Genomic DNA, 26703 nt, shown 5'->3' with positions numbered 1-26703 from the left:
ATCAATATAGACAGGTAACAATTTTTACTAGTAAGACACATACTTGTGGCACTATATTAAATCTAAAAAAACATAGTGCTTTTTAATGTAAAATCAATCAAACAGAAACAATGAAAAATAATTACTACCAACCATCAAGAAAATTCTCTCCAATATCATTATTATATTTTGCAGCTTTATCAATTATAGGGCTCCCATTATTAGCATTAATCTACTCATATTGCATTTGGTATATCCCTTTTGTATACATTAATCTTTTTATTACAATAGGCTTTGGTATTGGTACAGGGATTATTATTAGATCCTTAGCAATCAAAATTGGAAAAGTTAGAAATCCAACTATAGGTTTTTTATTAGGTATAATCGGTGGGTGTATTGCATTATACTTTAATTGGGCTATTTGGGTTGATTTGGCCATAAATTCTGGGGAAAGTTATGGCAACTCCAGAATTGGAATTACTGTAAGTAATATTAAGTTCTTACAAGTATTCTCTCTGATAGCACAACCAGGGGTCTTATTAGAATTAATCAAGGAAATTGGTGAATACGGTACCTGGGGAATTAGAGGAACAACAGTTAGTGGTGTATTTTTATACATTATTTGGACCATTGAAGCTTTGATTGTAATTGGTCTTTCAGCATCATTGCCTTGGCAAAAAGCAGGAGAACCATTTTGTGAATTAAGCAATCAATGGTACCCTGAAAAAGAATTGCCAGCACTAACCAAAATAGAAGATAAAGAACAATTTGTTGCTGATCTGGAACAAAAAATAACACCAGAAGCACTTTCAAACCTAAGTAAAATTGAAAATATTGAGAAACAAAGTCACAGTATTTTTACTTTACACACATCTGATCAGGGACCAAATTACTTGTCTGTAAAAAACAAAACTGCTACAACAAACAAAAAAGGGGAAATTAAATTTGAAAGTGATACTATAGTAGAATATATCACTATCTCAAAGGCAATGATTCAACTATTAGAAGCTAAGTAAAAAAGTATAATACCAGTTCTGATTTAAATTTACTCATAAGAAAAATGATGGGTTTTTAACTTAGATGAAAAAGAAAATTCTAGCATAGTAGGGCTATGGTCGTGTTTTATCTTGAAATATTAGACAAAAAGGCGCAGTTTTATTGAGTAAATTTAAGTTGGAAATGGTATAAAACAATGTAAAGGGTAATTGTATAAAAAAGCTATACGATTACCCTTTATGTTTTTAAAAAATAACTACTACCCTATCTTGAACCTACCGCACTTGTAGTCACAATATCATTTTTGATTTGAATTTCTCTAAGAAAATAAAATCAGGAATGGTACAAAATCTTGGAGTTTTGACAGAATCAATTATATTTGAACATCTTAAAACAGCAATCAGATGCCTTTTATAACAGACGAAGAGTTACAGAATTATAAAAATCAAGTAGAAAAAGCCGAAGAATCAAAACGAGCAATCGATTATGCTCGTAATGTAGCTGTCAAAGATGAGCGAGATATCTCTAGAAAGCTTAAAATCGCAACTATCATACTCGCTATTTTGGCTGTATTAGGAATTGCTGGAACGGTGTATCTTATGAATTTTAATACTCCTCAAAATATGATCTCTCAGAAAAAACATAAGTCTGAGATGCTTGAACGCGACAACAAAATAGCTGAACTCAATGAGACTATACAGAATTTATCTATGAATCAAGAATTGCAATCAAATCCTGATGGTGAATCGGGAAATGGTCGTTCTTTACAGGGAGAATTGATATATGCTGTACAAATCGGAGCTTTTGAAAACATGGATTTATCTATGTATTCTGAAAATTTTGTAAATTTTAAAGAGATTAGAAGTGGTAACTTTAATAAATATGCCTTAGGGAATTTTGCCACCCTTGATGAGGCAAAAAAATTCCGAAGAGCATTGGTTCGATTAGGATTCAGAAATGCTTTTATTGCTTCATATCAAAATGGTAAACGTATCAAAATAGAAGAAGCTTGGTAATCTTCTGACGTATTGTATCACTCAAAAAAACAGAAAACCCTCGACATATCCATATCGGGGTTTTCCATACAACTAACTAACTTAACTAATCAAACTCTTATTACTGCATATCCTCCCTATACCAGTATATTTTTATAATGAAATAGGCTATACAGTAACAACAACATATTGTTTACCTGATCTTTTATAATATACTCCTTTACAGGTATAATATTTTACTCCTCGTACTCTTACCACCTTATATCCTCTAGGTAATGTGGCTACTCGCACTCCTACTGGCACTCTTACTTTTTTATAGACTTTATTCTTTTTTACATACCATACGCCGCCACTTCTATAATAATTCACTTTTCTGTGTACAGCTACTTTTTGGTGATGTGCTTTGGTAACGACTACTCCCCTAGCAGGTCTCACTCGTACCGCTGTTGCACAAGAGGTTATCAAAAATCCAACTAATAAAACCAGCATCACTATTCTCATTATACTTTTCCATCTGTTTTCTTATTTTGATTTCTATTTAATAAGACTTGAGTAACAGGAAAAGGTTTAAATCATGAGCTATAAAAAAGAACTAGTCAGGTAATTCTACATACTCTTGTATCGGTATTCCTGCAATAATCACATCTTCTATTACTGCATTCCCCTTTTTTATACGTACCAGTGCATATACGGTATCCTTTGTACTATCGCTATTAACCTCTGTATATGCTCTTTCTGCTGCGTAAGCCTTAGTTTCTTCCATATAAAACCGATCGAATACCAGTTCAAATCGTACTGTTCCATTATAATAACTTTGTACTCTGGCTTCAACATATTCCTTTTTTATAGCTATCTCTTCTTTACTGATAGCAACAGCCTGAGCAAAACCTTGGTCATCATTTTCTATATAAACCTTTATATTATCACCTCTTACATAGGTCGTATCTTCTGTTTTAAAAGAATCCATCTCATACCTGAGTGTTATATATTTTCCTCTAAATGGATCTGTAGGATCTATAGGTTGGGTTTTAAACTTATAAGCAGTACCAAACTGTAATGCATCTTCATTATCATAAATCATCTTTAGCGGGACTCCTATTTGTGCTATTGCGATTATCGCAAATACTATACATGCATAGATTACTTTCATCTCTTTCTATTTTTTTGGTTGTTACTCCCTTGTTGTTTTAACATGATATAATTGGTTAAAAAGAACCCTACTCCCACTGCTATAAACAAAATCCCTCTAAGTATAAAGCTCATGTCGGTATCAAAAAATCTACAAATAATAAGTATTGAGACAATGAGCAACCCGTAATTAAGAATTGCAAAATTAAACTTATTTGCTCCTATCTTAATGGCAGAAATCCCCAATGCAAATACCAATATATTAATTATAATAACGGGCAATATTCCACTAGCAAAAAAGATAGCATACACTCCTATAAAAACCATAAAAGCAACTTGGAATAAGGTAATCGTTTTAATTCCTTTCTTAAAAATAGTATATCCAAAAACAAGTATACTTACCACCAATAGTCCTAATGTTATATACATCTCCTGATTGTCATAAACAAATCTACCTGGTAGCAATTCATCCCACATTAATTGGAATGTAAATATCATTAATAATACGACTGTCCCCAATGATCCAATGATCAAAAACCCATTTCTTGCCGTTCTTGTCTCTGCAAAGACAGGAAGCTTTCCTATATTATAAAACAGGCCAAACAAAATGATATACATTATAAACCCTAGGTCATCACTAGCTCCTACAAAGGCTCCTAGTGCTATTGTACCACTCATGGGTAACAGCCAATTAAAAATCGTGACTGCATTACTAGAAATATTTTTTGTAAGAAGCCTGTAGTAATAAGGTATAATTGCTATCATAAAAATGATATATAACCAAGGTACCTTGATACTCCAATGATTCCAAAAACCTAATTCTACTGCATAGTATGTACTTAACACAATTGATAATAGTGTTATTACGTGTGATCGCAACACATACAGCAATGGCAAACAGAGTACAATCCATGTAAGCAAAAAAGAGCTTAATTTACCTGGGATATTATAAATCTGACTTACTAGTGAGATGGCTGCTCCTACAGAGAAGAAAAGAAACGTTCCTGAAGCCTCTTTCCATGTAACGCTTTTATTTTTCAGGACAGAATACCCTGTCAGTATTTGCCCTATAATCAAAGGGATAAATGCAAGTATAGTTTTTGTTAACCGAGTAAAATCATCCCAATTATGCGCCAACATTAGTATAATTCCTGAGCCTATTAGCAATGCTCCAAACACTCCAAAAATCATAAATAACCTATTAGGCCTCTCTATATTTTTGGTTGCGTAATACCGTTCTATCTTATCTGCAAGCTCAGGAGAAATTACTTTATCTCTGATCAAGACTTGCAATTCTTTATTAAATTTTGAACTCATTTTCGTTTTTTTTTAAAATTTAATCTATAATGAATTATAGCATTATCTCCTTCTTTTGTTTCATATTAAGATATGTAATCACTGTAAAATAGGTTGCGATACTCATAGGGATTACCTTCCAAAAGACTACGTTATTTAGATCATAAGAGGTAAATGCTATATCTATTACTAAGTGAGACATCCCATATAACAATACTATACCCCAGTAGATCTTTAAATACTTTTTTACAATAGCCTTATGTTGCTTCCATTTAATAAATAATCCCAAGGCGATAATAATCTGAATTACTCCTAAACAAAATTGAGCTGCCATCCCATCCCCTGATGAACTCATGGTATGAGATATAACTGTAATTCCCAAAGTCAATACACAAATAATAAATATGATTTTTTTCATTTCTTTATTTTTTTAAAAGATATAAAAAAGACAACCGCAAACCACGCGGCTGTCTTTTTAATCATCAAAACAAGAGACCTCAAGCCCCCCTAAGGTCCCTTCTTTTGATTTGGCTAATTACATGATTATACCTTTGCGCTATTATCAATAAACTTCTTATCTCTAGTGTTTTTCTGTACCGCAATAGCAGCAAATAAACTCAGTGTAAATGACATCCCATAGAATCCTTTCTCACTCAACTCTAAATCAGCGTTCCACAAACCGATAATCAATAATAAAATAGAAATCAAGGTGGTAAACCAGCTAATTCCATAATACATATCTGTTACAGGAATCCCCTCTAATCTATCTCTTACACTTTTTTGTACAGATACTGCAGAGAATAAACCAAATAATAGAATGGTGAAATAGTATCCTTTTTCATTAAGCAACATACCTGCATTCCACAACCCTGTACAGTAAGATATCATCCCTATAAACAATGCCATCCATGAGGCTGATATAAAAGCTGGGGTTGGCTTTTGATCGTATACTTTATTTTCTTTCTTTTCTACTTTTTCTACTGGTGCATCCTTAGACACATCGTTACTAAAATTGTAATTCATAATTAATTTGTTTTGATGATTAAATTATTAATTCGAACAGTACAAATGTGGGGAGATCTGTTCTGATACAAAATTCAATTTCTACAAAAAACTTACGATATATTTTATCATAAAATTAAATTTTATCAATATTTAATGTAATTTTACTTAAATTAACTTACTATATAATGCACACAATATCATCTATAATACGTACTCTTTCTGATGAAGAGAAGCGAAGTTTTGTTTCTTTATTACGTCAAAAGAATAAGAGAAACGACACCAAAAATATTCAGTTATTCAAACTTCTTGATACTACCACAGCTCATAAAGATCCAGATATCATCATTTACGGAAAAAGGTCAAAAGGTGCTTACCATGCTCTATGTAAAAGGTTACACGATACTTTAATTGACTTTATTGCTTCTAAAAGTTTTGAAGGAGAAACTTCTGAGGAGATCGAAATCATCAAATTACTTCTGGTAAGTCGTCTTTTTTTTGAGCAAAAACAATATAAAATAGGTTTCAAGACGATTGCCAAAGCAGAACAAAAAGCAACGACTTATGCTCTTTTTAGTATTCTTAATGAAATCTATTATACCCAAATTCAATATGCTCACCTCAACCCTCTATCATCTCTAGATAAATTGTTAATTAGCTTCAATTACAATAAAGCTGCATTACAACAGGAGGAGAACTTAAACCTTTTTTATGCCACCATACAACATGAACTTTTATTACAAAAACAAGATATTGTATTGGTCATAAAAAACACCTTAGCTAGGTTTGGCATCTCTATCACTAGAGACCTTACTTTCAGGTCTTTGTTCAAGATTTTAGAGATTACCAATAAAACGGCCAATATAACCCGAGAATATTATAGCATACTTCCATTTGTAGAGGATATATATAGACAAATTGATGCCAAAGAAATGTTGAGGGATAAGCATATGTTCTACCATATTCAAATCCTATATTATGTTGCCAACTCTTATTTTAGAAATAGGAATTTTACAGTATCTCAGCAATATCTACTCATTATGAGAAACCATCTGGGTAATCATACCCATAAATACCATAAACGTTTTTTACCTCAATATACCTTACTACAATCTCTCAATCTTAATTACACAGGGCAAGCAAAAGAAGCTATTGCCATGCTAGAAAATTTTGAGTATGATAAATACAAGGATCAGATTGCATATCTCTTGGATCTCAAGCTGAGTCTTATTGTATACTATCTTCAGCAAACACAGTTTAAAGAAGCTCTTGGCACCCTAAATGATTTTTATCACAGTGACCAATGGTATACCGATAAAGCTGATATCACTTGGGTGATAAAAAAGAACCTTATAGAAATTATTCTGTATATAGAACTCGATCATATTGATTTGGTAGAATCTAGGGTAAATAGTTTCAGAAAAAAACACGGGGTATATCTTAAAAAAAATAACGAAACCCGAGTATTAGAGTTCTTAAAACTGGCAATGTCACATTATCGCAAACCAGAAGCTGTAATCACAGCTGAGTTCAAAAATAAGATTCAAAATTCATTGACTCCCTCTAATCGTGGACAAGAAGATCTTTTTGACATGAGTTTTTATGCCTGGTTAAAATCTAGAATAGAGGGGACTAATCTCTATGAAACTACTTTGTTCCTTATAGAACTAGTTGCACAAAATAAAGCCACCAGTGATTGAAAAATCTAACAGTTACCTATACTACCATCCTGATGTAGACTAAATTTATTTTTTAGATTCAATGAATTTCTCTATTTTACCCAACCTTTTTTCTATTGATTTTAATCTTTCAATTTCTTTTTGTTGCGCTATTGTATAAAGCGTTAATTCTTCAATTTTTTGAAGTAATTTTATCTGAAAACTTCCAATATTCAATCCTTTTTTCTTCATTTCTTCTGCGGAAGCGATTTCAGGTAGGTGTTTTTTTCTTTAATATGATTTTCAATAAATTCAAGAGTAGGTACATCATAATCCTCCTCAAACACAAAGTCTGCAGTTGGAGTATGGGTTACTTTTATTTCTTTTGACTCCAACTTACCATTAAATTATAACATCTCTAATTATACGTAAATTATACGTATATTTATCATATAAAATATCAAGTTATGATACGTAAAGAATTACACCTCGATCAAAAGACTATTGAGACTTTGGAGAAAGAAGCAAAATTCCAAAACCGTAGTTTAAAAAACTACTTAGAAAACCTCGTTATTGAACAAGCAAAACGCCTAAAACCTCCTTCAAAAGAATACATGGATATGATGGACGATTTACTAGAGCGTTTTGATAATAATAAGATAGAATTTTCTCCAATAGAAGAAGTACAAAAGCGTAATGGGATATCAAATTCAAGTATCTAAAGAAGCAGAAAAAGATTTAGCTATTGCTAAATGCCATTATAAAGCTTCTGGATTAGAACGGGAATTTACAGAAGATTTTTCAATACAAATTAAATATCTTAAGGCTAATCCATACCTCTTTCAGGTTAATTATAAAAGAGTTAGAAAAATTCATTTTGAAACCTATAAGTATTCTATACATTATGTTATTGACAATAATATTGTTTACGTACTTAGGATTCTTAGTCACTCACAAGAATACGATAACACATAAATGAAATATATGAAAAGCTTTTATAAATGTGATAAAGTTACTTCATTAATCGATCTCTTGTTTATAAACTATTAACAATCATTATATATTAATTAACCAGCATATAACAACAAAACTTATAAATCAGTCGTTTGCTACCTGTATAAAGCCATATTCTAAACCAATGAATATTCTACCTAAATACGGGTTATTACAGTATAGAAATACTGCCAGAATCTATAGCAAGCCTATTGCAGAGAGCTTACAACTATTTAGAGAAGAAACAAAGTTTCTAAAAGTATCTTTATTTCTTTCGTACAAGCATGATGAGCTAGAAGAACTGGATAGTGCTATTAATTTCTTAAAAGGATTTGGGGTACTGATTTACACCGACTATCTGTTTAATAATAACAATCCCACAGAAGAAAAAAGTACAACAGAGATGTCTGATCAGCAGATACAACAAATAACAGAGCAAAAAATAAAGGAGAACAAAAAGTTTATTTTTCTGGCTACAGAAGAGGCTATCAGCTCAAAACGATGTAAGTGGGAATTGCGTTATGCCAATACCCAAAAAGCAATAAATGATATTGCTATTCTACCTATTCGAGAGGATTATGCTGATTATGGGGGCGCAGAATACCTGCATAAATACCCATTTATACAAAAAAGTGATAGCGATCCAGAGGGGTATGATGTTAAATTCCCTAACGGAAATATCACCTCATTAAGTGCATGGCTAGTATCATAATGACATGTAATAAAGATACGTGAACTAAAAACAGTGTTGCCAAAGTATGACTACACCTCTTTTTATTTCTTCACTATATGTCTAGATTCTTGCCTGCGCAGGAATGATTTTACTCAAAATATCTAATACCAATTTATGTAGGTTGAAAATCATCTCGGAAAACCTGTGGTGTTTTCCAGTTTGATATAATTATTATAATAAACTAGATTTAAAATGAATCGAGGGGCCAGATTCCTGCCTGCGCAGGAATGGTTTTACTCTATTACTTTTATTACATTATCTATGTAATCAACTACCAATTTAAACGCCACCTCATTATTGGATAAATATTCATCCATTTCGTTTCTGATCTCTACAAACGGCTGAATTGCTTCTGGGTTATTCTCTACTCCTCGCACTACAGAAATGTAAATTACAAACTTATTTTCATCTTTCTCTACATAGATATATTTAGCAAATGACCGGTCAAAAAAACCAGTTTCTGTAAATCCTTCTGCTATTTTATCAATTTCTTGTTCGGATATATTAGACTGATCAAAATCAATTTCATGCCTAACTGCTCCATACGTTTTTGTTGTAATAGTTGCTTGTTGCAATGTATCAGATGTATACACAATAACAAAGAGTGACACTAGGGTTATTAATAACCCAATCACTCCAACGCCAATCACTCTCCACCAGCCATATACCAAACCTCCTTTTTCTATATGCACAGTTGCTTTTTCTTCCTGGTATTTTTTGAAGAGCCCAACTGCAATTGCTGTATAAGCAATTGGAATGATTTGATTAGGGATATTTATATTTTCTGGAATTAAGAAGATAGCCCCAAAAAGCGCAATCGTTACTGCTATTGTAATTACCCAAGTTAATTTTACTTTTTCTGGTTGCCCAAGTGATTTAAAGTTTTCAGAGAATAAATATCCTGCAACCATTGGCCCTCCTATAAATATTCCTATCCAAAACGCTTTGTCTTTATATATTTTTCCTGTTGGGATTATTGTCTTATCTATTGTTTCTGTCATAGAAGTAATTTAAACTTTTCAATTGGCTATAAAAATGCTCTTTTTATCTCTAATAAATACTATTTATAAATAAAAATTATTATTTGTTTATAGGACTAACGGGAACTGGCATAATTACCTTATAATTTTTTAAATAAGAAACATAATATATTTTTGGTATCATATTATCAATCATCTCTTTTTCTTGCTGAGTAATCATATCATATTTCTTCTTCAATATTGTTTTTGAAAAATCTCTTCGAGCATTATCTATACTACAATTTAGCTTATTCAGAAGTAATAACATAGAATATGATTGATCTTTGCTTATTTCCACATCTTCTTTTGAAAAATCTGAAATTTCAAACAAAAGTCCAGAATTTTGATTTCTATGTCTTTCTAGAGTCTCTTTGTTCATAGCGATTCCTTGAGTAACAAAATACGCTCTTACTTTATTCTTTACTATAGAATCTAATTTGGATATATCTTCTATTTTTTCATCAACTAAAAAATGATTTTTAGTATAAAAATAAGTCAACTTAATACTTTTTTCCTTATAAGAATAATTAATATTGTAAGGCTCTATATATAATTGACCTTTACTTTCTATAACAGTAAAAAAATCATTGCTTTCTGACATAAAAGAACCAAAATCATTAATTAATGTTTTTAAATCATTATTAGGTTTACAATTTAATTCATTAATAAATGAATTCTCACCTTCTTTACATCCAACCAAAAAAATTAATAGTATTTGTACATATAACAATTTATTAATAAGGAATATACTTCGAAGGTTCATAGTTAATGATTTTATATTTAGGTTGTAGTGTATATGTATTGACTTTTCCTTTTATAACATTGTTATATCCATCTTTAGTTATCAAAGGTGAAAATATTGAAAACTTAGCATTGGAGTTAGTTCTTCTAATTATTGCGGCATAAACCCTATCCTCATCTGACGGTTGAAAATCATGTAGAGCCGTTCCAAAATGTGTATGACTATCTTCTAGTATAGAAAAGTAACCAAAACCATCTTTTTCAGAAACTGGAGTGAACCCTTGATCAAGGGTTCTTAATGTACCAATAAACGACTTTTAACATAACATAATCTTTCCTTGTATATTAATACAAAGAGAGGTTCTCATTTCATATTATTATCACATAAAGAATGCTCTATAAATCATTACTAAAAACATTATACTAATTATTACAAAAAGTATCAAATATTTAATTTTTGGTTTTCCATTTTTCACAATCAATATTATCCCACAGATTGTAGCAAAAAATGATAAGAAAAAACTTGGAACAAAGATTATAGAATTTAGAGGACTAACTATCGGTCTGTAAAAACTTTCATTTCCTAAAACTAACTTAATTAATAATCCAATCATTGATAAGGTAAAAAATAGAAATGCTACACGGTAAAAGAAACTTAAATTGATTTTCATCATCTCTATTTATTGATTAAAAAAGCCTTTTTTTTATATATTTTACGCTTATCTTATTACTTCAATTGGAATAAGGGCATAATCAATAGGTAGTTCCTTTTGACTTGTTAAAAAACTCAACAATTCTTTCTGGACAAACTGTATTGCCTCTATTGACATTTCATTCTTGATACAAGACACAGATACCCTACCTTCTTCGTATATAAACAATGCTCTTTCTTCTTTTCTCAAAGAACCTTTTCTGATAAACATTGGGACTCCCAATGTGTCTTTAGACACCTCTATTATTGCATCATGGATTTTTCTCATAAAAGTACTTTCAAAAACTAGTTTCATATTTTTTGAGTAAAACCCCATAACCATTCTGTCTCCCTCACATTCTCCCAGAACGGTAATAGCATCATCATCAAGATTAATTGTCGCCTTTGATCCCCACAAGCCGTCTTTGCTTTCCACAGATAATACTCTGGTTACAGAATCTAAGTGTATTGTGTATTTTTCTTCTTTTACTATATCTAGCTCATTAGCATGATTTGCATTTACATATTTTGTAAATCGCTCTACATCTTTGCTGTTTTTTATAAAAGGGTACTTAAAATAATATTGCATTAAAAAAGATGAAAATTCTTTTTTCAGCAATTTATCATTCATATTTTTTTTACAGCCTAAACAGAGACTTAACATCAAAACACTTGCTGTTTTCAATAATAATTTCATAAACTATTCTTTATCTTTTATCTCAATGGGAATAAATGCAAAATCAAACGGCAACTCATCTCTACTTTTTAAAAAATCGACTAAATGTTGCTCTATAAAAGCTACTGTTTTTGGGGCTACATTATTTTTTACACAATATACAGACAACTCATTATTATCATAAAGAAACAATACTTTAGATTTTGTAGTATAGGGCCCTTTTTTATTAAGTATTGGTACGCCAACACTATCATTAGATACAACACTCATTAAAGTATGAACTTTTCCTAAAAAGTAATACTCATTTATTGGTCTTAATTTTTTTGATTGAAAACCAGTACTCATATTATCACCTTCTGCGCATTCATCTATATTATCTGAATATACTTTTAAATCAATACTAGACCTATACTTCACATAGTCTATAGTAATATCTACGTGCAATACCTTTGCGATAGAATCTAGCTCAAGATTATACTCTTGATACCTAACAATTTTATAATCTTGAAAATTAACTCTTAAAAACTCATTAAATCGTTCTACATCATTATTGCTATTAATCAAAGGATAATCCAAATAATACTGCATCAAAAAGGATGAAAACCTTTTTTTTAGTGTCTTATCTTTTTCTTTTTTATTACATCCTAAAAACACACATATTATTAAAACACCAATTATTTTTATAATCAATTTCATACTACCACAAGTTCTTTAAAAATTCCATGTAAAGTCTTTAACATATTTTACTGTCTCTTCATCTCCCAAACTAACTACAACTACCATTTTTGTACTACCTTTAAAAATAAATGCATTTTTATATATTCGATGCCCTCCTCCTGTTACAAAATTTCTTTCATAACTAATAGAATTTACCAAATGGTTATCATCGTTTCGAACAACATAATATGCCTTATAAGGTATAATTCTACCTCCTAAATCCATAGCTCCAGTAAGTTCATACTCATTCTCAGCTATAAAACTAGGTAACCTACCTACTTTCTCTACATTAAAATCAATAGGGTGAAAAGTAAAATTAGGAAGATGATAGGATCCACTTGTTGTTCTTTTATTACTCTCTCGTTGTCGCAAAAATGCATTCTCTATTTTAGGACTTAGTTTTCCTGCTATATAACTTGAGATATTAATACGTGGTCCTCCTGAACCCATAAAATCTTTTACCTTATCCATCCATCCCGCATTTTTATCAAAATCTGTTCGTATAGCTTTATTCCCTTTTCCTACATAAGTATATCCATGAGGTAAATCGGGATCAGTAGCAGAGGTTACATTTTCATCCCATACATATTCCCCTGTTTTGTTATTGCGTATCCAATCATTGGGAGATAGTGTTTTTCTCTCCTTAAAATATTCTTTTATCTCACGTTCTAGATGTTTTTTTACATAGGCATCTACATATTGCTCTATATCATCTATACTATAAAACACCCCACAATAAGCAGTTTGTATAGTAAGACTCATTTTTGTTCTTTCTACACTAAGAATAGCTTCTAGTTTTGTAGCTATCTCATCTAGGGCTTCGTTACGTATCGCATCATCAAAAGCTTCTTTTACAATACCTTGAATCTGATCATCTAGATATTGATTGACCAGTCCTAGTTTTAGTCTTATGTCAATATTCATCGCTTATCTTCTGGTTGGCCAGTTATTGGCATGTTTGGCAGTTCCTACCTCTATTTCTTTTGCACTGATTACTACCTGCATTAGCATGGTTTTGTTATTTCTACTGTGGTAGTTCTGTACATAATCCAGACAATATGCCTCATTGAATGCAATGGTTTGCATGATAGACATAGCATCGTTATTAAAAAATTGTATTTTCCCACTTTTGGACATTGTAGGCGATACCGCCCACTCTGCAAAGACATTGGCTTCTTTATGATACGCGATACTAATAGTAAATTTTCCTGCCACTGGTCTGGCACATGGTTTACCACTATAGTCACTGTTTTGACTAATTGCTACTGTACAGTCTTCTAATGTAAAGGTTGTGCCCTCTAATTCTAATTTTCCTAAAAATGACATAGGTAATAAGGTTTTAAAAAATTATATATACAAAATGTATGGAGTGCTTATAAAAGGCAGGGTAGGAAACGTTTAGCACACCAGATATACGAAGCTGTCATAGCCAATATATTGCTTACTACAACTCCTATTACTATCAAAAATAGGGTATTTATGGTATAAAAAAAATAATTATTTACTTAATTTATGCCACATTTATATTTTTATGTAAGAAATACTATTATTTTTCCCAAATCATATAATCGTAGTGCTATATGATTTGGGGTCAAAATTCTACCAGCAAAGTATGCTGATTATGTGAGTAAGAATAAATTTATCTATAATGTTTGTGCTACTGTGCGTACTGCTTGTATGGTATCATCTAAATCTTGATAGCTCAATGCATCTGTGATAAACCAAGTCTCGAATGCGCTTGGTGCGATGTACACTCCATTATCAAGCATGCCGTGAAAAAACTTTTTGAAGGTATCGTTGTTACCTTCTGCGGCTGTCTCAAAATCTGTTACTGCTTCCTTAGTAAAGTGTACCGAGATCATAGAACCTATTCTATTGATGGTATGTATTATTTTATGATCTTGCAAAGCTTGCGCCATACCTTTGTGCAGGTATTCTGTTTTTTCTGCAAGGCTTGTAAATAACTGTGGGCTTTCCTGAATCTCTGTAAGCATTGCCAATCCTGCAGCCATTGCCAATGGATTTCCGCTTAGAGTTCCTGCTTGATATACAGGTCCTATTGGCGCCAGATAATCCATAATTTCTGCTCGTGCGGCAAAGGCTCCTACGGGTAATCCACCACCTATTACCTTACCAAAGGTTACGATATCTGCGGCTACTCCTGTAAGTTCTTGTGCGCCTCCTTTTGCAAGTCTAAATCCTGTCATAACCTCATCAAAAATCAGCAATATATCATGAGCATCACATAATGCTCTAAGACCTTCTAGAAATCCTTTTACTGGGGGAATACATCCCATATTACCTGCAATAGGCTCTATAATAATACAAGCTATCTCGCCTTTGTTTGAGGTAATGATACTTTCTACATGATCCAGATCATTGTATCGTGCCAAGAGAGTATCTTGTGCGGTTCCTTTGGTGACTCCTGGACTGTTTGGGCTACCAAAAGTAACAGCACCACTTCCTGCTTGAATTAAAAAAGAATCACTATGCCCATGGTAGCATCCTGCAAATTTTATGATTTTATCTCTACCTGTATATCCTCGTGCCAATCTCACGGCACTCATACAGGCTTCTGTACCAGAGTTTACAAAGCGTATTTTATCTATATTAGGCACCATTGCTACTGCAAGAGCAGCAATCTGTGTTTCTATCTCTGTGGGCATCCCAAAACTGGTTCCTTTTTGGGCTTTATCGATAACCGCATTTATTACTGGTGGATGCGCATGCCCTAAAATCATAGGCCCCCAAGAGTTGATATAGTCTATGAGTCGATTGTCATCTTCATCATATAGATATGCTCCTTTTGCATGGGTTACAAATATGGGATCACCTCCAACTGCTTTGAAGGCTCTTACAGGAGAATTAACACCTCCTGGAATTACTTTTTGCGCCTCGTGGAATAGTGCGCTGCTTCTTTTGTAGATCATACTTAATTAAAATCTTCTTCTTCCTCTTGGTCTACTTCTGTTATTTTGAGAACCTGACCAACTGCAATATTATTATTTGCTAGGTTATTAAATGTTTTGAGTGCTTCTACCGAGATTTTATACCTTCTAGAGATTGAGTACAGGGTATCTCCTTTTTTCACCACATATCCATTACCACTGGTATTAGGAGAGCTTATTACTGCTTCTACTATTTTTGGTTCTCTTTTTTTGGTTTTTGTTCTTGGTACTTGAGTATCGTATTCATATAAACGATATCGTTCTATTATCGATATCAATTTTTGTGGGTATTTCTTATCGGTAGCATATCCTGCTTCTCGCAAGCCTCTTGCCCATGATTTATAATCTTTTTTATTAAAGGTAAATAACCTTGAATACCGTTTTCGGTTTTTGAGAAATAAGGAATGATCTCTAAACGATTGGCTGGCAGAATCGTATTTTCTAAAACATTCTTGAGAGAGATCATCATCATGATATACACGATCTCCTTGCCAATCATGGCATTTAATCCCAAAATGATTCTTTGCTTTTTGGGTTAGCTCACCGTATCCTGCTCCTGATTCCAAAATCCCTTGTGCCAAGGTAATACTTGCAGGAATACCATAGGATTTCATTTCGCTTTTGGCTATATCTGAGAATTCATAGATATAGTGTTGTACTTTGTCCTTGTATGATAATACAGCTGAAGGTTTTTTCCTTTCTTCTTCAACAGTTTTTTGTGTAATTATCTCTCTAGTGCTGCGCTCAATACGGGTAACACTTTTTTGTCTTGGTGTTGTTTTTTTTGCTCTTGGGGGAACTGAAGTTACTTTTTTACTTCCTCCGCAAGAAATCATAAACGAGGCAATGCCTACTAGTAGAATTAATTTCTTCATTATTACTATCAAATTGTGATCAGGGGCAATTTCTTCTTCTCTAATCTTTTGTTCATTCCAGCTATCCCTTGCAAACCACCTGTATGAATGGCTAAAATACGAGTATTTTTCTTAAAAATCCCTTTTTGTACCATGTCAAAAATTCCAAAAATCATCTTAAAAGTATATACAGGATCCAAAGGTATATTTTGCTGAGCACCGAATGTATTTATAAACTCTACTCCTTGTTGATTTATTTTGCCATATCCTCCAAAATGATACTCGTGTATGAGCTTCCAATTGGTTTTTGAGGTGTACTTTTTAATTTCTTCTGCAAGAAAATCCCCTTTCAATGCAGGAAAACCTAGTACTGTTTGATGCGCCTCTGCACTATTAATGATCCCTGCAATCGTACCTCCTGTACCTACAGCGCTGCATATAATATCGTAGTTTGTATCTTCTGGACTCAATATTTCTTGACATCCTTTGATGGCTAATGTATTGGTACCACCCTCTGGAACGATATAACATGCTCCAAATTCATCCTGTAATTGCTGTAAAAAAGAAGGGTCTGTTTTTTCTCTATACTGAGTTCTTGTTACAAACTTAAGTTGCATTCCTTCTGATACTGCAAATTGTAGGGTATCGTTCTCTAATAAGGTTTTTTCTATATTGTTTGCTAATTCTTCTCCTCGTATGACACCTATGGTTTGTAAGCCTAGTATTTTTCCTGCGGCAGCTGTTGCGGCAATGTGGTTACTATAGGCTCCGCCAAAGGTGAGTATGGTGGTATATCCTAATTTTTGAGCTTCTGCAAGATTGTATTTTAACTTTCTGAATTTATTGCCTGATACGTGGGGGTGAATCTGATCTTCTCTCTTAATATCAAGAGAAATTTTGGCACTCTTCAAAATAGAATGGGTAATCGGTTGATTTGGTGAAGGAGAGGTTTCCGAAGAAAAAATATGCATTTACAAATATTTAATAAAACTCCAGATTTTTCTGGTTTTGAGGTAATCAAGATTATCCTCATTGTAGTACGCCTCTCTCTCAAAAGAGATATTACGATATGCTTGTTGTGAGTTTCTATATTGTATACACCTAATGATATATTCTATAAAATAGAGAACATAAAAAGGAACTACCAGCAATTCTGCTTGTTGCCTCAAGTGAATTTTTTCATGATTAATAAAGGCTTCATCGTCTTTAAGAAATGAATTCTTAACGACAATAAAAGGCCAAAGGGCAATGCCTACAAAATGGCGACCTATCAAATATTTGTTAACAACAACGGGCATATAACTGCAAGATACTTATTTTTGTATTTGAAGTGGTTTAAAACTTCCTTCAATTAGCTATAAAAATGCTCTTTTGAGTTCAATTTTCGTATTTTTCTTACTTCGTAGTACTACTATGAACCATAAAAAACCTTTAATTGAATAAAAAATAACTATTTTTCGCTAGAATCAAAAAAGTTTAAACGACTTCTATGAACAATCGTAAAAAAGTATTAACTCCAAAAGATGGAGATTATTATCTAACACCAGAAGGTTATCGATGTTTTACAGAACAATATCACCTGAGAAGAGGCTATTGCTGTGAGAGTGGTTGTAGGCATTGCCCGTATGGATATGATAAAAAAACGAATAGTTATTCTAAAAAATAGGGTTTCTATCTATCTCATGGTATGATTGTTGTGGGTAAAAAAAGAACAAAAGCTATTGTTAAATGCATATCAAATCAAAAAAATAATGATAAATAAAGTGGTGTTTATCGTGTGTATAGTTGCTTTGATATAATAAAAACCAGGACTATGAAAAATTTTTCACTTTTATCATTACTCCTTATCATAACTCTGAGTTCCTGCTCTTCTGTGCGTGTCGCTTCTGATTATGATAAGCAAGCTGACTTTAATACGTATAAGAGTTTTGCCTTTTATAAACCAGGAATCGATAAGGCAGAAATCAGTGATCTTGACAAGAAACGTATTTTGCGTGCGATCGAAGCTGATATGACTGCAAAGGGTTTTACAAAATCTGAAACTCCTGATGTATTAGTAAGTATTTTTACTAAAACAAAACAGAACGTAAATATCTACCAAAATAACTTTGGATGGGGATATGGCTGGGGATGGAATCCTTGGTTTTGGGGAGCTGGTTATAATACCGTTTCTACCACGACAGAAGGCACACTTTATATCGATCTTATAGATGCATCTAAAAAAGAATTAGTTTGGCAAGGCATGGGGTCATCTGCTTTGACCAGAGATATCAATAAAAAGCAAGAGAAAATGAATGAGATCGTTACTGCAATTATGGAAAAATACCCTCCGCAAGAGCGCTAATTTTCAAAAAAACGTATTTGAATTATATGAATAGCCTTTTTATTAAAAGGCTATTTCTTTATGCTCTTTTTATGTTGAAAACTGAAATGACACTTTTTTTTAACTTTGAAAATAAATATTTGTTGTTCTATCATCTATAGAGTACTTTTATACATAGAAATGGGTTATCTTTTTGATAATACAAACCTCTCTATAATCTGATATTATATATGCGTAATTTTTTACTTGGAGTACTTTTGATGGCTCTTTTGGCATTGGGTGTAAAATATATTATTGATCTATCTGATAATGAAAAGACAGAGATAGAATCCTCTGGACTTATTTTGAATCAAATCAAAAATGTAGGTAAACTTATCGTTACAGAAGGGCATTTTTCTGATATCATTACTTACAAGAATGACAAGACTTATTTTAAACTACTTTCTTCTAAGAAAAAAATAATTGTCATGGTCAATGCTAATATACAGGTATCTTATGATCTCAAAAAAATAGAACATACGATTGATGAGGAAACAAAAACACTTACAATTACACAAATCCCTGAGGCCGAAATCACGATCAATCCTGAGATCAAATATCATGATATCGAAGAGGGTATTATGAATAAATTTAATGCTAAGGATCATAATTCTATTCGAAAGATTGCTATACAAAAATTGGATAAGAAGATACAGGAGTCTACTCTTATCAAAAATTCACAAAACCGACTTATTAGCGAATTACAAAAATTATATATTCTTACCAATTCACTTGGTTGGTCATTAAAATATCAAGATACCGCAATTGATAGTCAGGTAAGTATAGAGAAATTAATAACTCCTTAATGTTTGTTATAGCACTGAAAAAGAAATAGGGCTATTTATGATATGGAAAGGTCATAGTGAATTAAATTCACTATTTCTTTCTACACAAGGCTATTTGCTATCATTATAAACCAATATGACAATAGAATGAAAAATATAAAGAAGGTTACACCTTTTAAATCATCAATCAAAAAGATAGATCTTGGTGTATTGACTACATTGAGTACCGATGTAGAAGTTTCAACTAAAGATAGCATTTCGTTTGAAGAGAAAACTCTTTCAGCCAACTATATCTATGATGAAGAAGGAAGCTATAGTTTAGTATATACAGTTATAACCACAGATGGAAATTCTGAAAGTTTTGTTGAGAATGATGGCATATTGCCTACACTGTTTTTAAGTCCAAATCAAGAAACTTATATTTCTGTAGTTCCTTATCATCCTAATAAGGAGTTAGAAATAAGCATTCCTGTTTTTAACAGAGAAAATATAGAACTCCCAAAAGGTAATAGGCCATTTACAGGGAAATTTATCGGAATTCTAAATCAATTTTCAATCTTTTATGATGTAGATATGTGGTCAGACACAAAGCAAGATAAACTTCTTGCTATAGAATTTAAAGACGATAAAATAAAGAAGAAACATAATTTAAAAGTCGATCTTCCTAGAAACAATAAAATTTTTATCGCAGGTAATGAAATTCACCTATTAGCAAAAAATGACAAGAAATGGTTACATAGGCAAATTGATGAGAAAGGGAATGTAAAACACCAAAGGCATATTTTGCCTAATCAAGAGTTTTTTTGGCAAATATTATGTTTATCATTTGAAGAATACTCTTATGTTTTATGTGAAGAGAATGGAAAAATCTCTATTGAAATCATATCGACAGATGGTACATCTAAAACCAAAGAGTTGATTACTATAAAAGATGAGTTTTTTAATACGTGGCAACCTATAAAAATTTCAAAAAATACTTTTATTACGCAATTCAATAGTGAGTTTGGAAATGGTTGGCTGACAACAAAAAACGACCAACTTTTAGAGATTTTCTACAGTAAAGGAGAAAACGGATACAAGAATCTACTAACAAATGAGATTTTAGAAATGGATAAAAGAGACTTTGTTATTTCTAGCATAAACAAAACAACCGAAAATAGTTACTCTGTTATTTTTTACCCAATGACCGATAGACAATCCTGTAATCAGGAATTAATCATATTAAATCGTGAAATTAAATAGCTCTTTTGCTCACTCCTAGATTACTAATCAGTTTTAATACACCAGCAACTAATTTACAAGTACTACTTATTGTGATTATGCACAAAAACAGTACCCTAAATTCATTATCATGCTATTGCGTAGCGTAACTCAACTACTCCTGTTGTATATTTTTTACTTTCTAGCAATTGCAATTGACTTTCTACTGGAATGGACTCAAAAAGTGAAATTCCGTCAGGAATAACTACAGGCATTACAAAAATTCTTATTTCGTCTATCATTTTTGCATTAAATAGTATTGTATTAATCTGCCCTCCTCCTATTAACCAAATATCTTTGCCTTGTTGTTGCTTTAATTGATTCACAAAATCAATGTGATATTCTGATACAAATTCTACATCTTGAGTGTTTTCTAGTCCTTTTTGTCTTGTAAATACGTAGTTTTTCTTATCGGAATATGGGAAATCAATCCCCCAACTCATTATTTGATCGTATGTATTTCTACCTTGTATGGTTGTATCGATTGTTTTATAAAAATCTTGATACCCATAATCAATTTTATCAGGATTTGGGATAGATTCTAACCAGTGAACGTCTCCATCTTTTTTGGCTATTTTGCCATTAAGACTCATCGCTATATATAGTTTAATTTTTCTCACGTTGGTTTTTTATCTTTAATGACCTCATCAAGCGAAAATTCTTGTCTCGTTTTACAGGACACTGAATTTTTCTTACAGAAATAATGTCAACTTTTTTTAATTAATATTCTCGATATGCTTTATATTTTTGCTCTAGAGTGTTTTCTTTTTGAGAATATGATTCTTCTATATATTTCATTTCCTTTTGCAAAATACACATTGATCCTATATTTTCTTTATCTACATAGGCTGTAAGTTCTGGTAATCGCATGGTATCAAAACAATAGTTTATCAATGCTTTTGCTATTTCTTTCCCGAATCCTTTTCTTCAGAAACATTCTCGTAATCGATAGGCAATCTCATATTCTGAGTACTTATTTTTATATACCCCACATATCCCAACGAATTGTTGGGTTTTGTTCTCTACTACTGCCCATATATTATAGAAGGTTTTATCTTCTGTATAATAGGTGATAAAACGATCTAACTCTTTCTTGCTTTCTTCAAAATTCATGGTTTTTTTGATATATCGCATCACATTGGGGTTGCTTTGCATGTCATAAAAAGCGTCTTGATCTTCTTTTTTTAAGTACCTGACGTATAGATTTTTTGTTTCAAACAATGTCATTTTGTAACCTTTTTGTTTTATAATCATCAAAAACATACTATGAGATAACAGCAAGTAGTGTGTAATTTTATAAAACTACTAACAAAAGATACATAAACTCTAGAGGAGTCCTCTTGCTTCTACATGCTTTTGTTATGTCTTCTTATAGGTTAATTTAAGATTTTTTTAATATATTATAACTATGGTATTCAGAAATACAATCCCGATTCAAAATTTAAAATGTTCTAATTGCGCAATAATATTAAGGAGTAAAATACTTGAAATTCAGAATATTTCTGATGTATACATTGATGCCGATTATTCTCGAATAACCTTTAATCATAAATCTGTCAATGATTTATCTGTAATAGAAAATACACTAACTTTTTTAGGGTCCCCTCCTGTTGGCGAAAAAATTCTAATAAAAAACAACATTGGTTATCATTGTAAAAACGTATCAGATAGATTTTGTATTACCTCTAATGGTAAGCTATAAAACTTTGATTGTTATCTTTCTAACGCTATGCTATTCATAAAATACTGCTACCTCATCCAGCTCTTTCCTTTTCAAATCTGGAACATATGTAGGTTGTTTAGCATACCCAACAGGAAGTAACATAAATGCTCGCTCATTTGATGGTCTACCTAGTACTTTTCCTAAAAAATTCATTGGACTTGGAGTGTGAGTCAGAGTAACTAAACCTGCATTATGAATTGCTGATATCAGCATTCCACAGGCTATTCCTATAGATTCATTTACATAATAATTATTATGCTTGTTTCCTTTGCCATCATATTCATATGCTTTTTTAAAAACAACGATCAACCAAGGTGCTACTTCTAGAAATGGCTTGTTCATATCTGTATCAAATGGTTCCAGTTCTTTTTTCCATCGTTTACTCATTCGCCTCTCATAATTTTCTTTTTCTTCTACCTCTGCTTCTTTACGAATTTTCGTTTTTATTATTGGATCAGAAACTGCGCAAAATGCCCAAGGTTGTTTATGCGCTCCTGAGGGGGCTGTTGATGCACTCTTAATAAGGTTTTCTATTAGTTCTCTAGGTACAGGCTTATCACAAAATTCTCTTACTGACCTCCTTTTATCTAGCCACTCATAAAAAGAGTTACTTTTTATAACAGATTCTTCTGCTGTACATGTATCTATATGATAAGGAATATGAGTATATCCTTTGATACTTATATTATCTGATTCCATCATGTCGGTTTATTAGTATTTTGCTTCGGCTTGATCTATGGTTTTATGTTTACAAAAGCTTTCTCTACACAAAACACAACTCACTACCCATCAAACTCTTATCTAAATTTACGGATTTTATAGACATAATTATGGTCTTTTGCTTAGAATTGCTTGTTTTATACGATAACCTCTTACTATTTTGAGGCTGAACTAAAAATAAATTCCGTTTTTTATAATGGCTTGGATTGCTTTTTTTTCATGCTGAATCAAAGCTTCGTATTCATCTTTTTTGAGGTTACTCGCTACTCCAATATATTCTATATCGTATTTTTCTAATAGTTGATTAAAGATTAATTGCACGCGATCATGGTGATAGTCTGAGGTGATAACTACTAGATTGACAACTTCTATTTTTGATAGAATTGGTTTTATTTTTACGGCATCATCTACTGTATTTTTTGACAGAGCGGGATCCAGAAAAGATTCGATATCAATTCCTTTACCTATCAGATATTTTTGAGCATGGATAGCATGGGCGGTATCTGATGTATTAAAATGTGCTCCCCACCCTCCTGTGCATAGTATACGGTTTCCTTTTTTATAACGGTCTACACAGTAATTCAACCTGCTCACAGCCATAGCACTCAATTGCCCTGAAGGGGAGTTTGGAGATCCTAAAACAATAAGAATTTCACTTTGCATTGATTTTTTTATAAAATAGAATCGTATATATTGATATAATTGGCTTTGTATATCTTGCTCTACAACCCCTTTAAAAATACAAAATCAAAAATTATATTTTTTCTAGAACACATTTACTTATACAAACCTCTAATTTGATACCTTATCCCGTAAAGAGTACTTTATAAAACTATTCTCTCTCCACGTTTTTAAAATTTTCTATGTTATGCCCAAAAGCCCAAATGAGCTTTCCTAAAGTATCAAAATAAATTCTTATTAGTTTTTCCCCTTTTTCGATTTCGCTTCCTTTTTCTTTGTCTCGTTTTAATATATAAACAAATGAAAACCCACTCACATTATCTTCTGATTTAGTTTTAACCCATTTATACGTTAAATTGACTTCATCTGGGGCTGTCAATAATTCAATCACTTGTTTTTCACTCATACCTTTTTTGAGCGCATTCATAGTATTTAATATGACTTTTTTTCTTTTCTCTGATGCAGTATAAGGGTATGGTATTACTTCTTGAAAAAGCTTCACATCATCTATATTCATAGTATTATTGTTTTGTTGGTCACAACTTGTTACTGATAGATATATGAGTATTAAAACTACTAATTGTTTTATCATATTTTTTGTTTTGTTAGCACTATATATTCTATGCCTATTCACTACATAGAGATACAAAATCGAAAAGTGTAAAACCCTACAGTTTTTTGAGGAGCGTACCTTATCTGCTATAGCATCATACGCTTGGCATTAGGCATTCTTTTTATTCAATTGCAAATTTGACGTTTACTTTTGCTGAAAATTTAATTTTTCTAAAATTACTCATTATTGGTTCACTTGCTTGGTTTCCATAAACACTAGAAATCCCTCGTATCTGAATTCCAGCTACTTTTCCTTGTAACTGATTCGATATTGAATTCAAATCTGAAATAAAAATTGCTTTTCCAATATTTTGATTGAGAGGAGCCATCATACTTTCAGCATTTAATTTTGCTTTTAATATTGCCTTGGATTTCAACTCCAATAATAGCTGTTTTGATTTTGAGTATTCAGTTTTTGATATGGATATATTCGAAATATTTTCTTGTTCTAAACCTGCAAGGACTTTTCCTGCCTTTACTGCATCATACACAATTAGAGAGTACATTTTTGATTTCAATACTTTTTGCTTGCTCATAAAATATTTTTTGAAGCCACTACTAAAATCTAAAAGAGATAAATTATTTTCGACATCAACATTTAACGATGTTAAAACTCTGTGCATCGTACTCTCTAATTGCTCAGCAGACATTCGATTGTGGCTATCTTCTTCGTTTAAAATTATGGTTAAATATATTTTATCTGGCACGACCAAAGTATCAACTTCGGCCTCTGTTTCTAAAAAGGCTTGGTCTATAAAATTTTTGGTTTGTGAATAACCTTGTATAGTAAAAAACCCGATACTGATTAAAAGTCCGATTTTTTTCATTTGATGTAATTTAGTTTATTGATCATTTATTTTCTTTCATCAAAACTATTATATCAATTGGTCTTTCAAAAGCTTAAATGAGTGAACAACTCATCTCAGTTAGTATAGTTATATCCATGCTTGTTTTTGGGTGCAATAAATCATCATAACCCTTATATAAAAAATAGCATAGCTATAGTACCAAGAAAACGTGTACTGTTATATTAAACTTGGTTCCTAAATTCATCATAATAGTTGATAAATTAACAAGGATTCTTTCTAAAAGAGAGTCAAATAATATTTTTTGATCTGTAAATCAGATATTTAGTTATAAATATTAGTTTTTTATTCGATAGTATAATTTCATTCCAAAAGTGAATTCTACTCTAATTTTATATCCTTCATTTCTATAATACGGCCGAAAATGTTCAGTATTATATTGATCTTCTATCAAATTTACAAAATTACTGTACTTATTAATCCGGTAACTTATACCTATTCCTGTATATAAATTCAGTCCAATTTGGTTACTTAAATTTATAAACATTCCAAATTTTGGAATAACTCCGAATTTTTGCCGACTATAATCGGCTTTATCAAAAGTTCGATAATTATTTTGTTCATCAAAGAAGTGTTGAGAAATAAACCTCTCTTTTTGGTTAATATAAAATGCCTCTACGGCAAAATATTTTAATGTTTTTCTTTTCGGGTTAATTATACGATAATATTCTGGTCGTATTTCCCAAAGCGAATATTTATCTCCAGTATTTATTAATGAAATATTTGCATCTCCATAACCAATGTCAATTCCAATTTTGGCTTTTTCATTAAGGTTTTTTATGTACCCTAACCTCCATCTTGGTGTATAATATCTCCCTCCATAATGGCTAAAAAACGGTGATAAAATATCGATCGTAATAAAACTTTCATTTCTTGGTTCAATATCCTTTTTTGTTTGAGCAAATAATCCTATTGGCATTAATAAAATCAGAAAGAGGATGTTTTTCATAAATAAATATGCAGAGTAGAGCCCGATAGCTCGTTCATTAATTTTTGATAAAGATATTAATATTTTAAAACTATCCAGCGCTTATATTCATTAACTCTTATTAATAAATTAAGGATATAAAAATCATATCTAATCAAATTCTCATATGATATTATTAATCGTTAGGGTAATTAGTTCTTATAAATCTTTCAGGCGGCGTATTTGGCGTGCTTATGATGGAAATATTTTTTTACCTGCGGTTTGTCTGCCTTCCTTTTTTTCATAAATCCTTTGATATTTTCCTTGAGTTGTTCTTGGTTAATGGCTCTTTTCTTCCCTA

The 26703-nt window shown here is 31.6% G+C and carries 32 protein-coding genes and 2 pseudogenes; 11 read left to right on the top strand and 23 right to left on the bottom strand.

The window, feature by feature from the left end; translation table 11 throughout:
- The first annotated feature begins 110 nt into the window (after window positions 1–110).
- Both CVD18_RS05525 and CVD18_RS05520 read left to right on the top strand, forming a co-directional pair.
- Window positions 111–995, top strand: a complete 885-nt coding sequence (locus tag CVD18_RS05525) for a hypothetical protein (RefSeq protein ID WP_103864450.1) — start codon at window positions 111–113, stop codon at window positions 993–995.
- A 384-nt stretch (window positions 996–1379) separates the two neighbouring features.
- A complete protein-coding gene (locus CVD18_RS05520; RefSeq protein WP_103864449.1) occupies window positions 1380–1991 on the top strand; it encodes an SPOR domain-containing protein in 612 nt (203 codons plus the stop codon).
- Window positions 1992–2138: 147 nt separating this feature from the next.
- On the opposite strand, the gene CVD18_RS05515 is transcribed toward CVD18_RS05520, so the two are convergent.
- From CVD18_RS05515 to yiaA, 5 genes are all read right to left on the bottom strand, one after another.
- Entirely contained in the window at window positions 2139–2471 is a 333-nt protein-coding gene (locus CVD18_RS05515; RefSeq protein WP_146052713.1) for a DUF6515 family protein, read from the bottom strand.
- 91 nt (window positions 2472–2562) lie between these two features.
- Window positions 2563–3120, bottom strand: coding sequence for a GDYXXLXY domain-containing protein (locus CVD18_RS05510; RefSeq protein ID WP_103864447.1), 558 nt, complete (start codon window positions 3118–3120; stop codon window positions 2563–2565).
- Entirely contained in the window at window positions 3117–4415 is a 1299-nt protein-coding gene (locus CVD18_RS05505; RefSeq protein WP_103864446.1) for a DUF2157 domain-containing protein, read from the bottom strand. Before CVD18_RS05505 ends, CVD18_RS05510 begins: the two co-directional genes overlap by 4 nt.
- 34 nt (window positions 4416–4449) lie before the next feature.
- The gene (locus CVD18_RS05500; RefSeq protein WP_103864445.1) at window positions 4450–4812 is read right to left on the bottom strand and encodes a hypothetical protein; all 363 of its coding nucleotides are present in this window, start codon (window positions 4810–4812) and stop codon (window positions 4450–4452) included.
- Window positions 4813–4937: 125 nt separating this feature from the next.
- Window positions 4938–5417 carry an inner membrane protein YiaA gene (yiaA, locus tag CVD18_RS05495; RefSeq protein ID WP_103864444.1) on the bottom strand — a complete coding sequence of 160 codons (480 nt, stop codon included), beginning with the start codon at window positions 5415–5417 and terminating at the stop codon, window positions 4938–4940.
- 167 nt (window positions 5418–5584) lie between these two features.
- Between yiaA and CVD18_RS05490 the strand changes: the two genes are divergently transcribed.
- Window positions 5585–7096 (top strand): hypothetical protein, encoded by a 1512-nt coding sequence (locus CVD18_RS05490; protein ID WP_103864443.1) that lies wholly within the window; start codon window positions 5585–5587, stop codon window positions 7094–7096.
- Between the two features lie 45 nt (window positions 7097–7141).
- On the opposite strand, the pseudogene CVD18_RS23480 reads toward CVD18_RS05490, so the two are convergent.
- Window positions 7142–7455, bottom strand: a pseudogene (locus CVD18_RS23480) (hypothetical protein); the annotation flags it as partial.
- A gap of 66 nt (window positions 7456–7521) precedes the next feature.
- Between CVD18_RS23480 and CVD18_RS05480 the strand changes: the two are divergent.
- The 3 genes from CVD18_RS05480 (at window position 7522) to CVD18_RS05470 (ending at window position 8759) form a co-directional block, all read left to right on the top strand.
- Window positions 7522–7776 (top strand): hypothetical protein, encoded by a 255-nt coding sequence (locus CVD18_RS05480; RefSeq protein WP_103864442.1) that lies wholly within the window; start codon window positions 7522–7524, stop codon window positions 7774–7776.
- Window positions 7751–8029, top strand: a complete 279-nt coding sequence (locus CVD18_RS05475) for a type II toxin-antitoxin system RelE/ParE family toxin (protein ID WP_103864441.1) — start codon at window positions 7751–7753, stop codon at window positions 8027–8029. Before CVD18_RS05480 ends, CVD18_RS05475 begins: the two co-directional genes overlap by 26 nt.
- Before the next feature lie 163 nt (window positions 8030–8192).
- Window positions 8193–8759 (top strand): TIR domain-containing protein, encoded by a 567-nt coding sequence (locus CVD18_RS05470; RefSeq protein WP_103864440.1) that lies wholly within the window; start codon window positions 8193–8195, stop codon window positions 8757–8759.
- 254 nt (window positions 8760–9013) lie between these two features.
- On the opposite strand, the gene CVD18_RS05465 is transcribed toward CVD18_RS05470, so the two are convergent.
- The 10 genes from CVD18_RS05465 to CVD18_RS05415 form a co-directional block, all read right to left on the bottom strand.
- Complete coding sequence (locus CVD18_RS05465; protein WP_103864439.1) at window positions 9014–9781, bottom strand: hypothetical protein; 768 nt, start codon at window positions 9779–9781, stop codon at window positions 9014–9016.
- Window positions 9782–9860: 79 nt separating this feature from the next.
- On the bottom strand, window positions 9861–10562 hold the full coding sequence (locus CVD18_RS05460; protein WP_146052712.1) for a hypothetical protein: 702 nt from the start codon (window positions 10560–10562) through the stop codon (window positions 9861–9863).
- Window positions 10563–11259: 697 nt separating this feature from the next.
- A complete protein-coding gene (locus tag CVD18_RS05450) occupies window positions 11260–11928 on the bottom strand; it encodes a hypothetical protein (RefSeq protein ID WP_146052711.1) in 669 nt (222 codons plus the stop codon).
- Between the two features lie 3 nt (window positions 11929–11931).
- A complete protein-coding gene (locus CVD18_RS05445; protein ID WP_103864435.1) occupies window positions 11932–12603 on the bottom strand; it encodes a hypothetical protein in 672 nt (223 codons plus the stop codon).
- Window positions 12604–12618: 15 nt separating this feature from the next.
- Window positions 12619–13548 carry a hypothetical protein gene (locus CVD18_RS05440; RefSeq protein ID WP_103864434.1) on the bottom strand — a complete coding sequence of 310 codons (930 nt, stop codon included), beginning with the start codon at window positions 13546–13548 and terminating at the stop codon, window positions 12619–12621.
- A 3-nt stretch (window positions 13549–13551) separates the two neighbouring features.
- Window positions 13552–13950, bottom strand: a complete 399-nt coding sequence (gene tssD / locus CVD18_RS05435; protein WP_103864433.1) for a type VI secretion system tube protein TssD — start codon at window positions 13948–13950, stop codon at window positions 13552–13554.
- Between the two features lie 317 nt (window positions 13951–14267).
- A complete protein-coding gene (gene hemL / locus CVD18_RS05430) occupies window positions 14268–15554 on the bottom strand; it encodes a glutamate-1-semialdehyde 2,1-aminomutase (RefSeq protein WP_103864432.1) in 1287 nt (428 codons plus the stop codon).
- Window positions 15555–15556: 2 nt separating this feature from the next.
- A complete protein-coding gene (locus CVD18_RS05425; protein WP_103864431.1) occupies window positions 15557–16447 on the bottom strand; it encodes a glucosaminidase domain-containing protein in 891 nt (296 codons plus the stop codon).
- Window positions 16448–16455: 8 nt separating this feature from the next.
- The gene (locus CVD18_RS05420; RefSeq protein ID WP_103864430.1) at window positions 16456–17397 is read right to left on the bottom strand and encodes a 1-aminocyclopropane-1-carboxylate deaminase/D-cysteine desulfhydrase; all 942 of its coding nucleotides are present in this window, start codon (window positions 17395–17397) and stop codon (window positions 16456–16458) included.
- On the bottom strand, window positions 17398–17724 hold the full coding sequence (locus CVD18_RS05415) for a hypothetical protein (RefSeq protein WP_103864429.1): 327 nt from the start codon (window positions 17722–17724) through the stop codon (window positions 17398–17400).
- Window positions 17725–17915: 191 nt separating this feature from the next.
- Between CVD18_RS05415 and CVD18_RS22500 the strand changes: the two genes are divergently transcribed.
- The 4 genes from CVD18_RS22500 to CVD18_RS05400 all read left to right on the top strand — a co-directional run bounded on the left by CVD18_RS22500 (window position 17916) and on the right by CVD18_RS05400 (window position 20815).
- Window positions 17916–18092, top strand: a complete 177-nt coding sequence (locus tag CVD18_RS22500; RefSeq protein ID WP_158250397.1) for a DUF5522 domain-containing protein — start codon at window positions 17916–17918, stop codon at window positions 18090–18092.
- A gap of 147 nt (window positions 18093–18239) precedes the next feature.
- On the top strand, window positions 18240–18770 hold the full coding sequence (locus CVD18_RS05410) for a DUF4136 domain-containing protein (protein ID WP_103864428.1): 531 nt from the start codon (window positions 18240–18242) through the stop codon (window positions 18768–18770).
- 209 nt (window positions 18771–18979) lie between these two features.
- Window positions 18980–19594: a DUF4230 domain-containing protein gene (locus CVD18_RS05405; protein ID WP_103864427.1), complete on the top strand. Its 615-nt coding sequence runs from the start codon at window positions 18980–18982 to the stop codon at window positions 19592–19594.
- Between the two features lie 126 nt (window positions 19595–19720).
- Window positions 19721–20815 carry a hypothetical protein gene (locus CVD18_RS05400; protein ID WP_103864426.1) on the top strand — a complete coding sequence of 365 codons (1095 nt, stop codon included), beginning with the start codon at window positions 19721–19723 and terminating at the stop codon, window positions 20813–20815.
- 107 nt (window positions 20816–20922) lie between these two features.
- Here CVD18_RS05400 and CVD18_RS05395 read toward each other — a convergent pair whose 3' ends face one another.
- On the bottom strand, window positions 20923–21453 hold the full coding sequence (locus CVD18_RS05395; protein ID WP_103864425.1) for a dihydrofolate reductase family protein: 531 nt from the start codon (window positions 21451–21453) through the stop codon (window positions 20923–20925).
- 100 nt (window positions 21454–21553) lie between these two features.
- Window positions 21554–22060: pseudogene (locus tag CVD18_RS23075) on the bottom strand (GNAT family N-acetyltransferase).
- A gap of 181 nt (window positions 22061–22241) precedes the next feature.
- Between CVD18_RS23075 and CVD18_RS05380 the strand changes: the two are divergent.
- Complete coding sequence (locus tag CVD18_RS05380) at window positions 22242–22535, top strand: hypothetical protein (protein WP_103864422.1); 294 nt, start codon at window positions 22242–22244, stop codon at window positions 22533–22535.
- A gap of 30 nt (window positions 22536–22565) precedes the next feature.
- Here the strand turns inward: CVD18_RS05380 and CVD18_RS05375 are convergent, their stop codons facing one another.
- The 5 genes from CVD18_RS05375 to CVD18_RS05355 all read right to left on the bottom strand — a co-directional run bounded on the left by CVD18_RS05375 (window position 22566) and on the right by CVD18_RS05355 (window position 26384).
- On the bottom strand, window positions 22566–23258 hold the full coding sequence (locus CVD18_RS05375) for a nitroreductase family protein (RefSeq protein ID WP_103864421.1): 693 nt from the start codon (window positions 23256–23258) through the stop codon (window positions 22566–22568).
- Window positions 23259–23447: 189 nt separating this feature from the next.
- Window positions 23448–23939 carry a YdcF family protein gene (locus tag CVD18_RS05370; protein WP_103864420.1) on the bottom strand — a complete coding sequence of 164 codons (492 nt, stop codon included), beginning with the start codon at window positions 23937–23939 and terminating at the stop codon, window positions 23448–23450.
- Between the two features lie 169 nt (window positions 23940–24108).
- Window positions 24109–24474, bottom strand: coding sequence for a hypothetical protein (locus CVD18_RS05365; protein WP_103864419.1), 366 nt, complete (start codon window positions 24472–24474; stop codon window positions 24109–24111).
- Between the two features lie 217 nt (window positions 24475–24691).
- On the bottom strand, window positions 24692–25396 hold the full coding sequence (locus CVD18_RS05360; protein ID WP_103864418.1) for an SIMPL domain-containing protein: 705 nt from the start codon (window positions 25394–25396) through the stop codon (window positions 24692–24694).
- Window positions 25397–25712: 316 nt separating this feature from the next.
- Window positions 25713–26384: a hypothetical protein gene (locus CVD18_RS05355; protein ID WP_146052709.1), complete on the bottom strand. Its 672-nt coding sequence runs from the start codon at window positions 26382–26384 to the stop codon at window positions 25713–25715.
- Window positions 26385–26703: the final 319 nt, after the last annotated feature.

The organism is Aquimarina sp. I32.4 (assembly GCF_002924285.1).
Classification (GTDB): Bacteria; Bacteroidota; Bacteroidia; order Flavobacteriales; family Flavobacteriaceae; genus Aquimarina.
This window is presented reverse-complemented; position numbering and strand designations above follow the sequence as displayed.

Bases quoted from the DNA above. Each gene is read 5' to 3' on its own strand.
- CVD18_RS05420 (WP_103864430.1), bottom strand. From the start codon at position 17,397: ATGCATATTTTTTCTTCGGAAACCTCTCCTTCACCAAATCAACCGATT.
- CVD18_RS05520 (WP_103864449.1), top strand. From the start codon at position 1,380: ATGCCTTTTATAACAGACGAAGAGTTACAGAATTATAAAAATCAAGTA.
- CVD18_RS05425 (WP_103864431.1), bottom strand. From the start codon at position 16,447: ATGAAGAAATTAATTCTACTAGTAGGCATTGCCTCGTTTATGATTTCT.
- CVD18_RS05475 (WP_103864441.1), top strand. From the start codon at position 7,751: ATGGGATATCAAATTCAAGTATCTAAAGAAGCAGAAAAAGATTTAGCT.
- CVD18_RS22500 (WP_158250397.1), top strand. From the start codon at position 17,916: ATGAACAATCGTAAAAAAGTATTAACTCCAAAAGATGGAGATTATTAT.
- CVD18_RS05440 (WP_103864434.1), bottom strand. From the start codon at position 13,548: ATGAATATTGACATAAGACTAAAACTAGGACTGGTCAATCAATATCTA.
- CVD18_RS05400 (WP_103864426.1), top strand. From the start codon at position 19,721: ATGAAAAATATAAAGAAGGTTACACCTTTTAAATCATCAATCAAAAAG.
- CVD18_RS05450 (WP_146052711.1), bottom strand. From the start codon at position 11,928: ATGAAATTATTATTGAAAACAGCAAGTGTTTTGATGTTAAGTCTCTGT.
- CVD18_RS05510 (WP_103864447.1), bottom strand. From the start codon at position 3,120: ATGAAAGTAATCTATGCATGTATAGTATTTGCGATAATCGCAATAGCA.
- CVD18_RS05490 (WP_103864443.1), top strand. From the start codon at position 5,585: ATGCACACAATATCATCTATAATACGTACTCTTTCTGATGAAGAGAAG.
- yiaA (WP_103864444.1), bottom strand. From the start codon at position 5,417: ATGAATTACAATTTTAGTAACGATGTGTCTAAGGATGCACCAGTAGAA.
- tssD (WP_103864433.1), bottom strand. From the start codon at position 13,950: ATGTCATTTTTAGGAAAATTAGAATTAGAGGGCACAACCTTTACATTA.
- CVD18_RS05405 (WP_103864427.1), top strand. From the start codon at position 18,980: ATGCGTAATTTTTTACTTGGAGTACTTTTGATGGCTCTTTTGGCATTG.
- CVD18_RS05355 (WP_146052709.1), bottom strand. From the start codon at position 26,384: ATGAAAAACATCCTCTTTCTGATTTTATTAATGCCAATAGGATTATTT.
- CVD18_RS05380 (WP_103864422.1), top strand. From the start codon at position 22,242: ATGGTATTCAGAAATACAATCCCGATTCAAAATTTAAAATGTTCTAAT.
- CVD18_RS05360 (WP_103864418.1), bottom strand. From the start codon at position 25,396: ATGAAAAAAATCGGACTTTTAATCAGTATCGGGTTTTTTACTATACAA.
- CVD18_RS05415 (WP_103864429.1), bottom strand. From the start codon at position 17,724: ATGCCCGTTGTTGTTAACAAATATTTGATAGGTCGCCATTTTGTAGGC.
- CVD18_RS05505 (WP_103864446.1), bottom strand. From the start codon at position 4,415: ATGAGTTCAAAATTTAATAAAGAATTGCAAGTCTTGATCAGAGATAAA.
- CVD18_RS05465 (WP_103864439.1), bottom strand. From the start codon at position 9,781: ATGACAGAAACAATAGATAAGACAATAATCCCAACAGGAAAAATATAT.
- CVD18_RS05500 (WP_103864445.1), bottom strand. From the start codon at position 4,812: ATGAAAAAAATCATATTTATTATTTGTGTATTGACTTTGGGAATTACA.
- CVD18_RS05410 (WP_103864428.1), top strand. From the start codon at position 18,240: ATGAAAAATTTTTCACTTTTATCATTACTCCTTATCATAACTCTGAGT.
- CVD18_RS05445 (WP_103864435.1), bottom strand. From the start codon at position 12,603: ATGAAATTGATTATAAAAATAATTGGTGTTTTAATAATATGTGTGTTT.
- CVD18_RS05365 (WP_103864419.1), bottom strand. From the start codon at position 24,474: ATGAATATAGATGATGTGAAGCTTTTTCAAGAAGTAATACCATACCCT.
- CVD18_RS05470 (WP_103864440.1), top strand. From the start codon at position 8,193: ATGAATATTCTACCTAAATACGGGTTATTACAGTATAGAAATACTGCC.
- CVD18_RS05370 (WP_103864420.1), bottom strand. From the start codon at position 23,939: ATGCAAAGTGAAATTCTTATTGTTTTAGGATCTCCAAACTCCCCTTCA.
- CVD18_RS05525 (WP_103864450.1), top strand. From the start codon at position 111: ATGAAAAATAATTACTACCAACCATCAAGAAAATTCTCTCCAATATCA.
- hemL (WP_103864432.1), bottom strand. From the start codon at position 15,554: ATGATCTACAAAAGAAGCAGCGCACTATTCCACGAGGCGCAAAAAGTA.
- CVD18_RS05515 (WP_146052713.1), bottom strand. From the start codon at position 2,471: ATGAGAATAGTGATGCTGGTTTTATTAGTTGGATTTTTGATAACCTCT.
- CVD18_RS05375 (WP_103864421.1), bottom strand. From the start codon at position 23,258: ATGATGGAATCAGATAATATAAGTATCAAAGGATATACTCATATTCCT.
- CVD18_RS05480 (WP_103864442.1), top strand. From the start codon at position 7,522: ATGATACGTAAAGAATTACACCTCGATCAAAAGACTATTGAGACTTTG.
- CVD18_RS05460 (WP_146052712.1), bottom strand. From the start codon at position 10,562: ATGAACCTTCGAAGTATATTCCTTATTAATAAATTGTTATATGTACAA.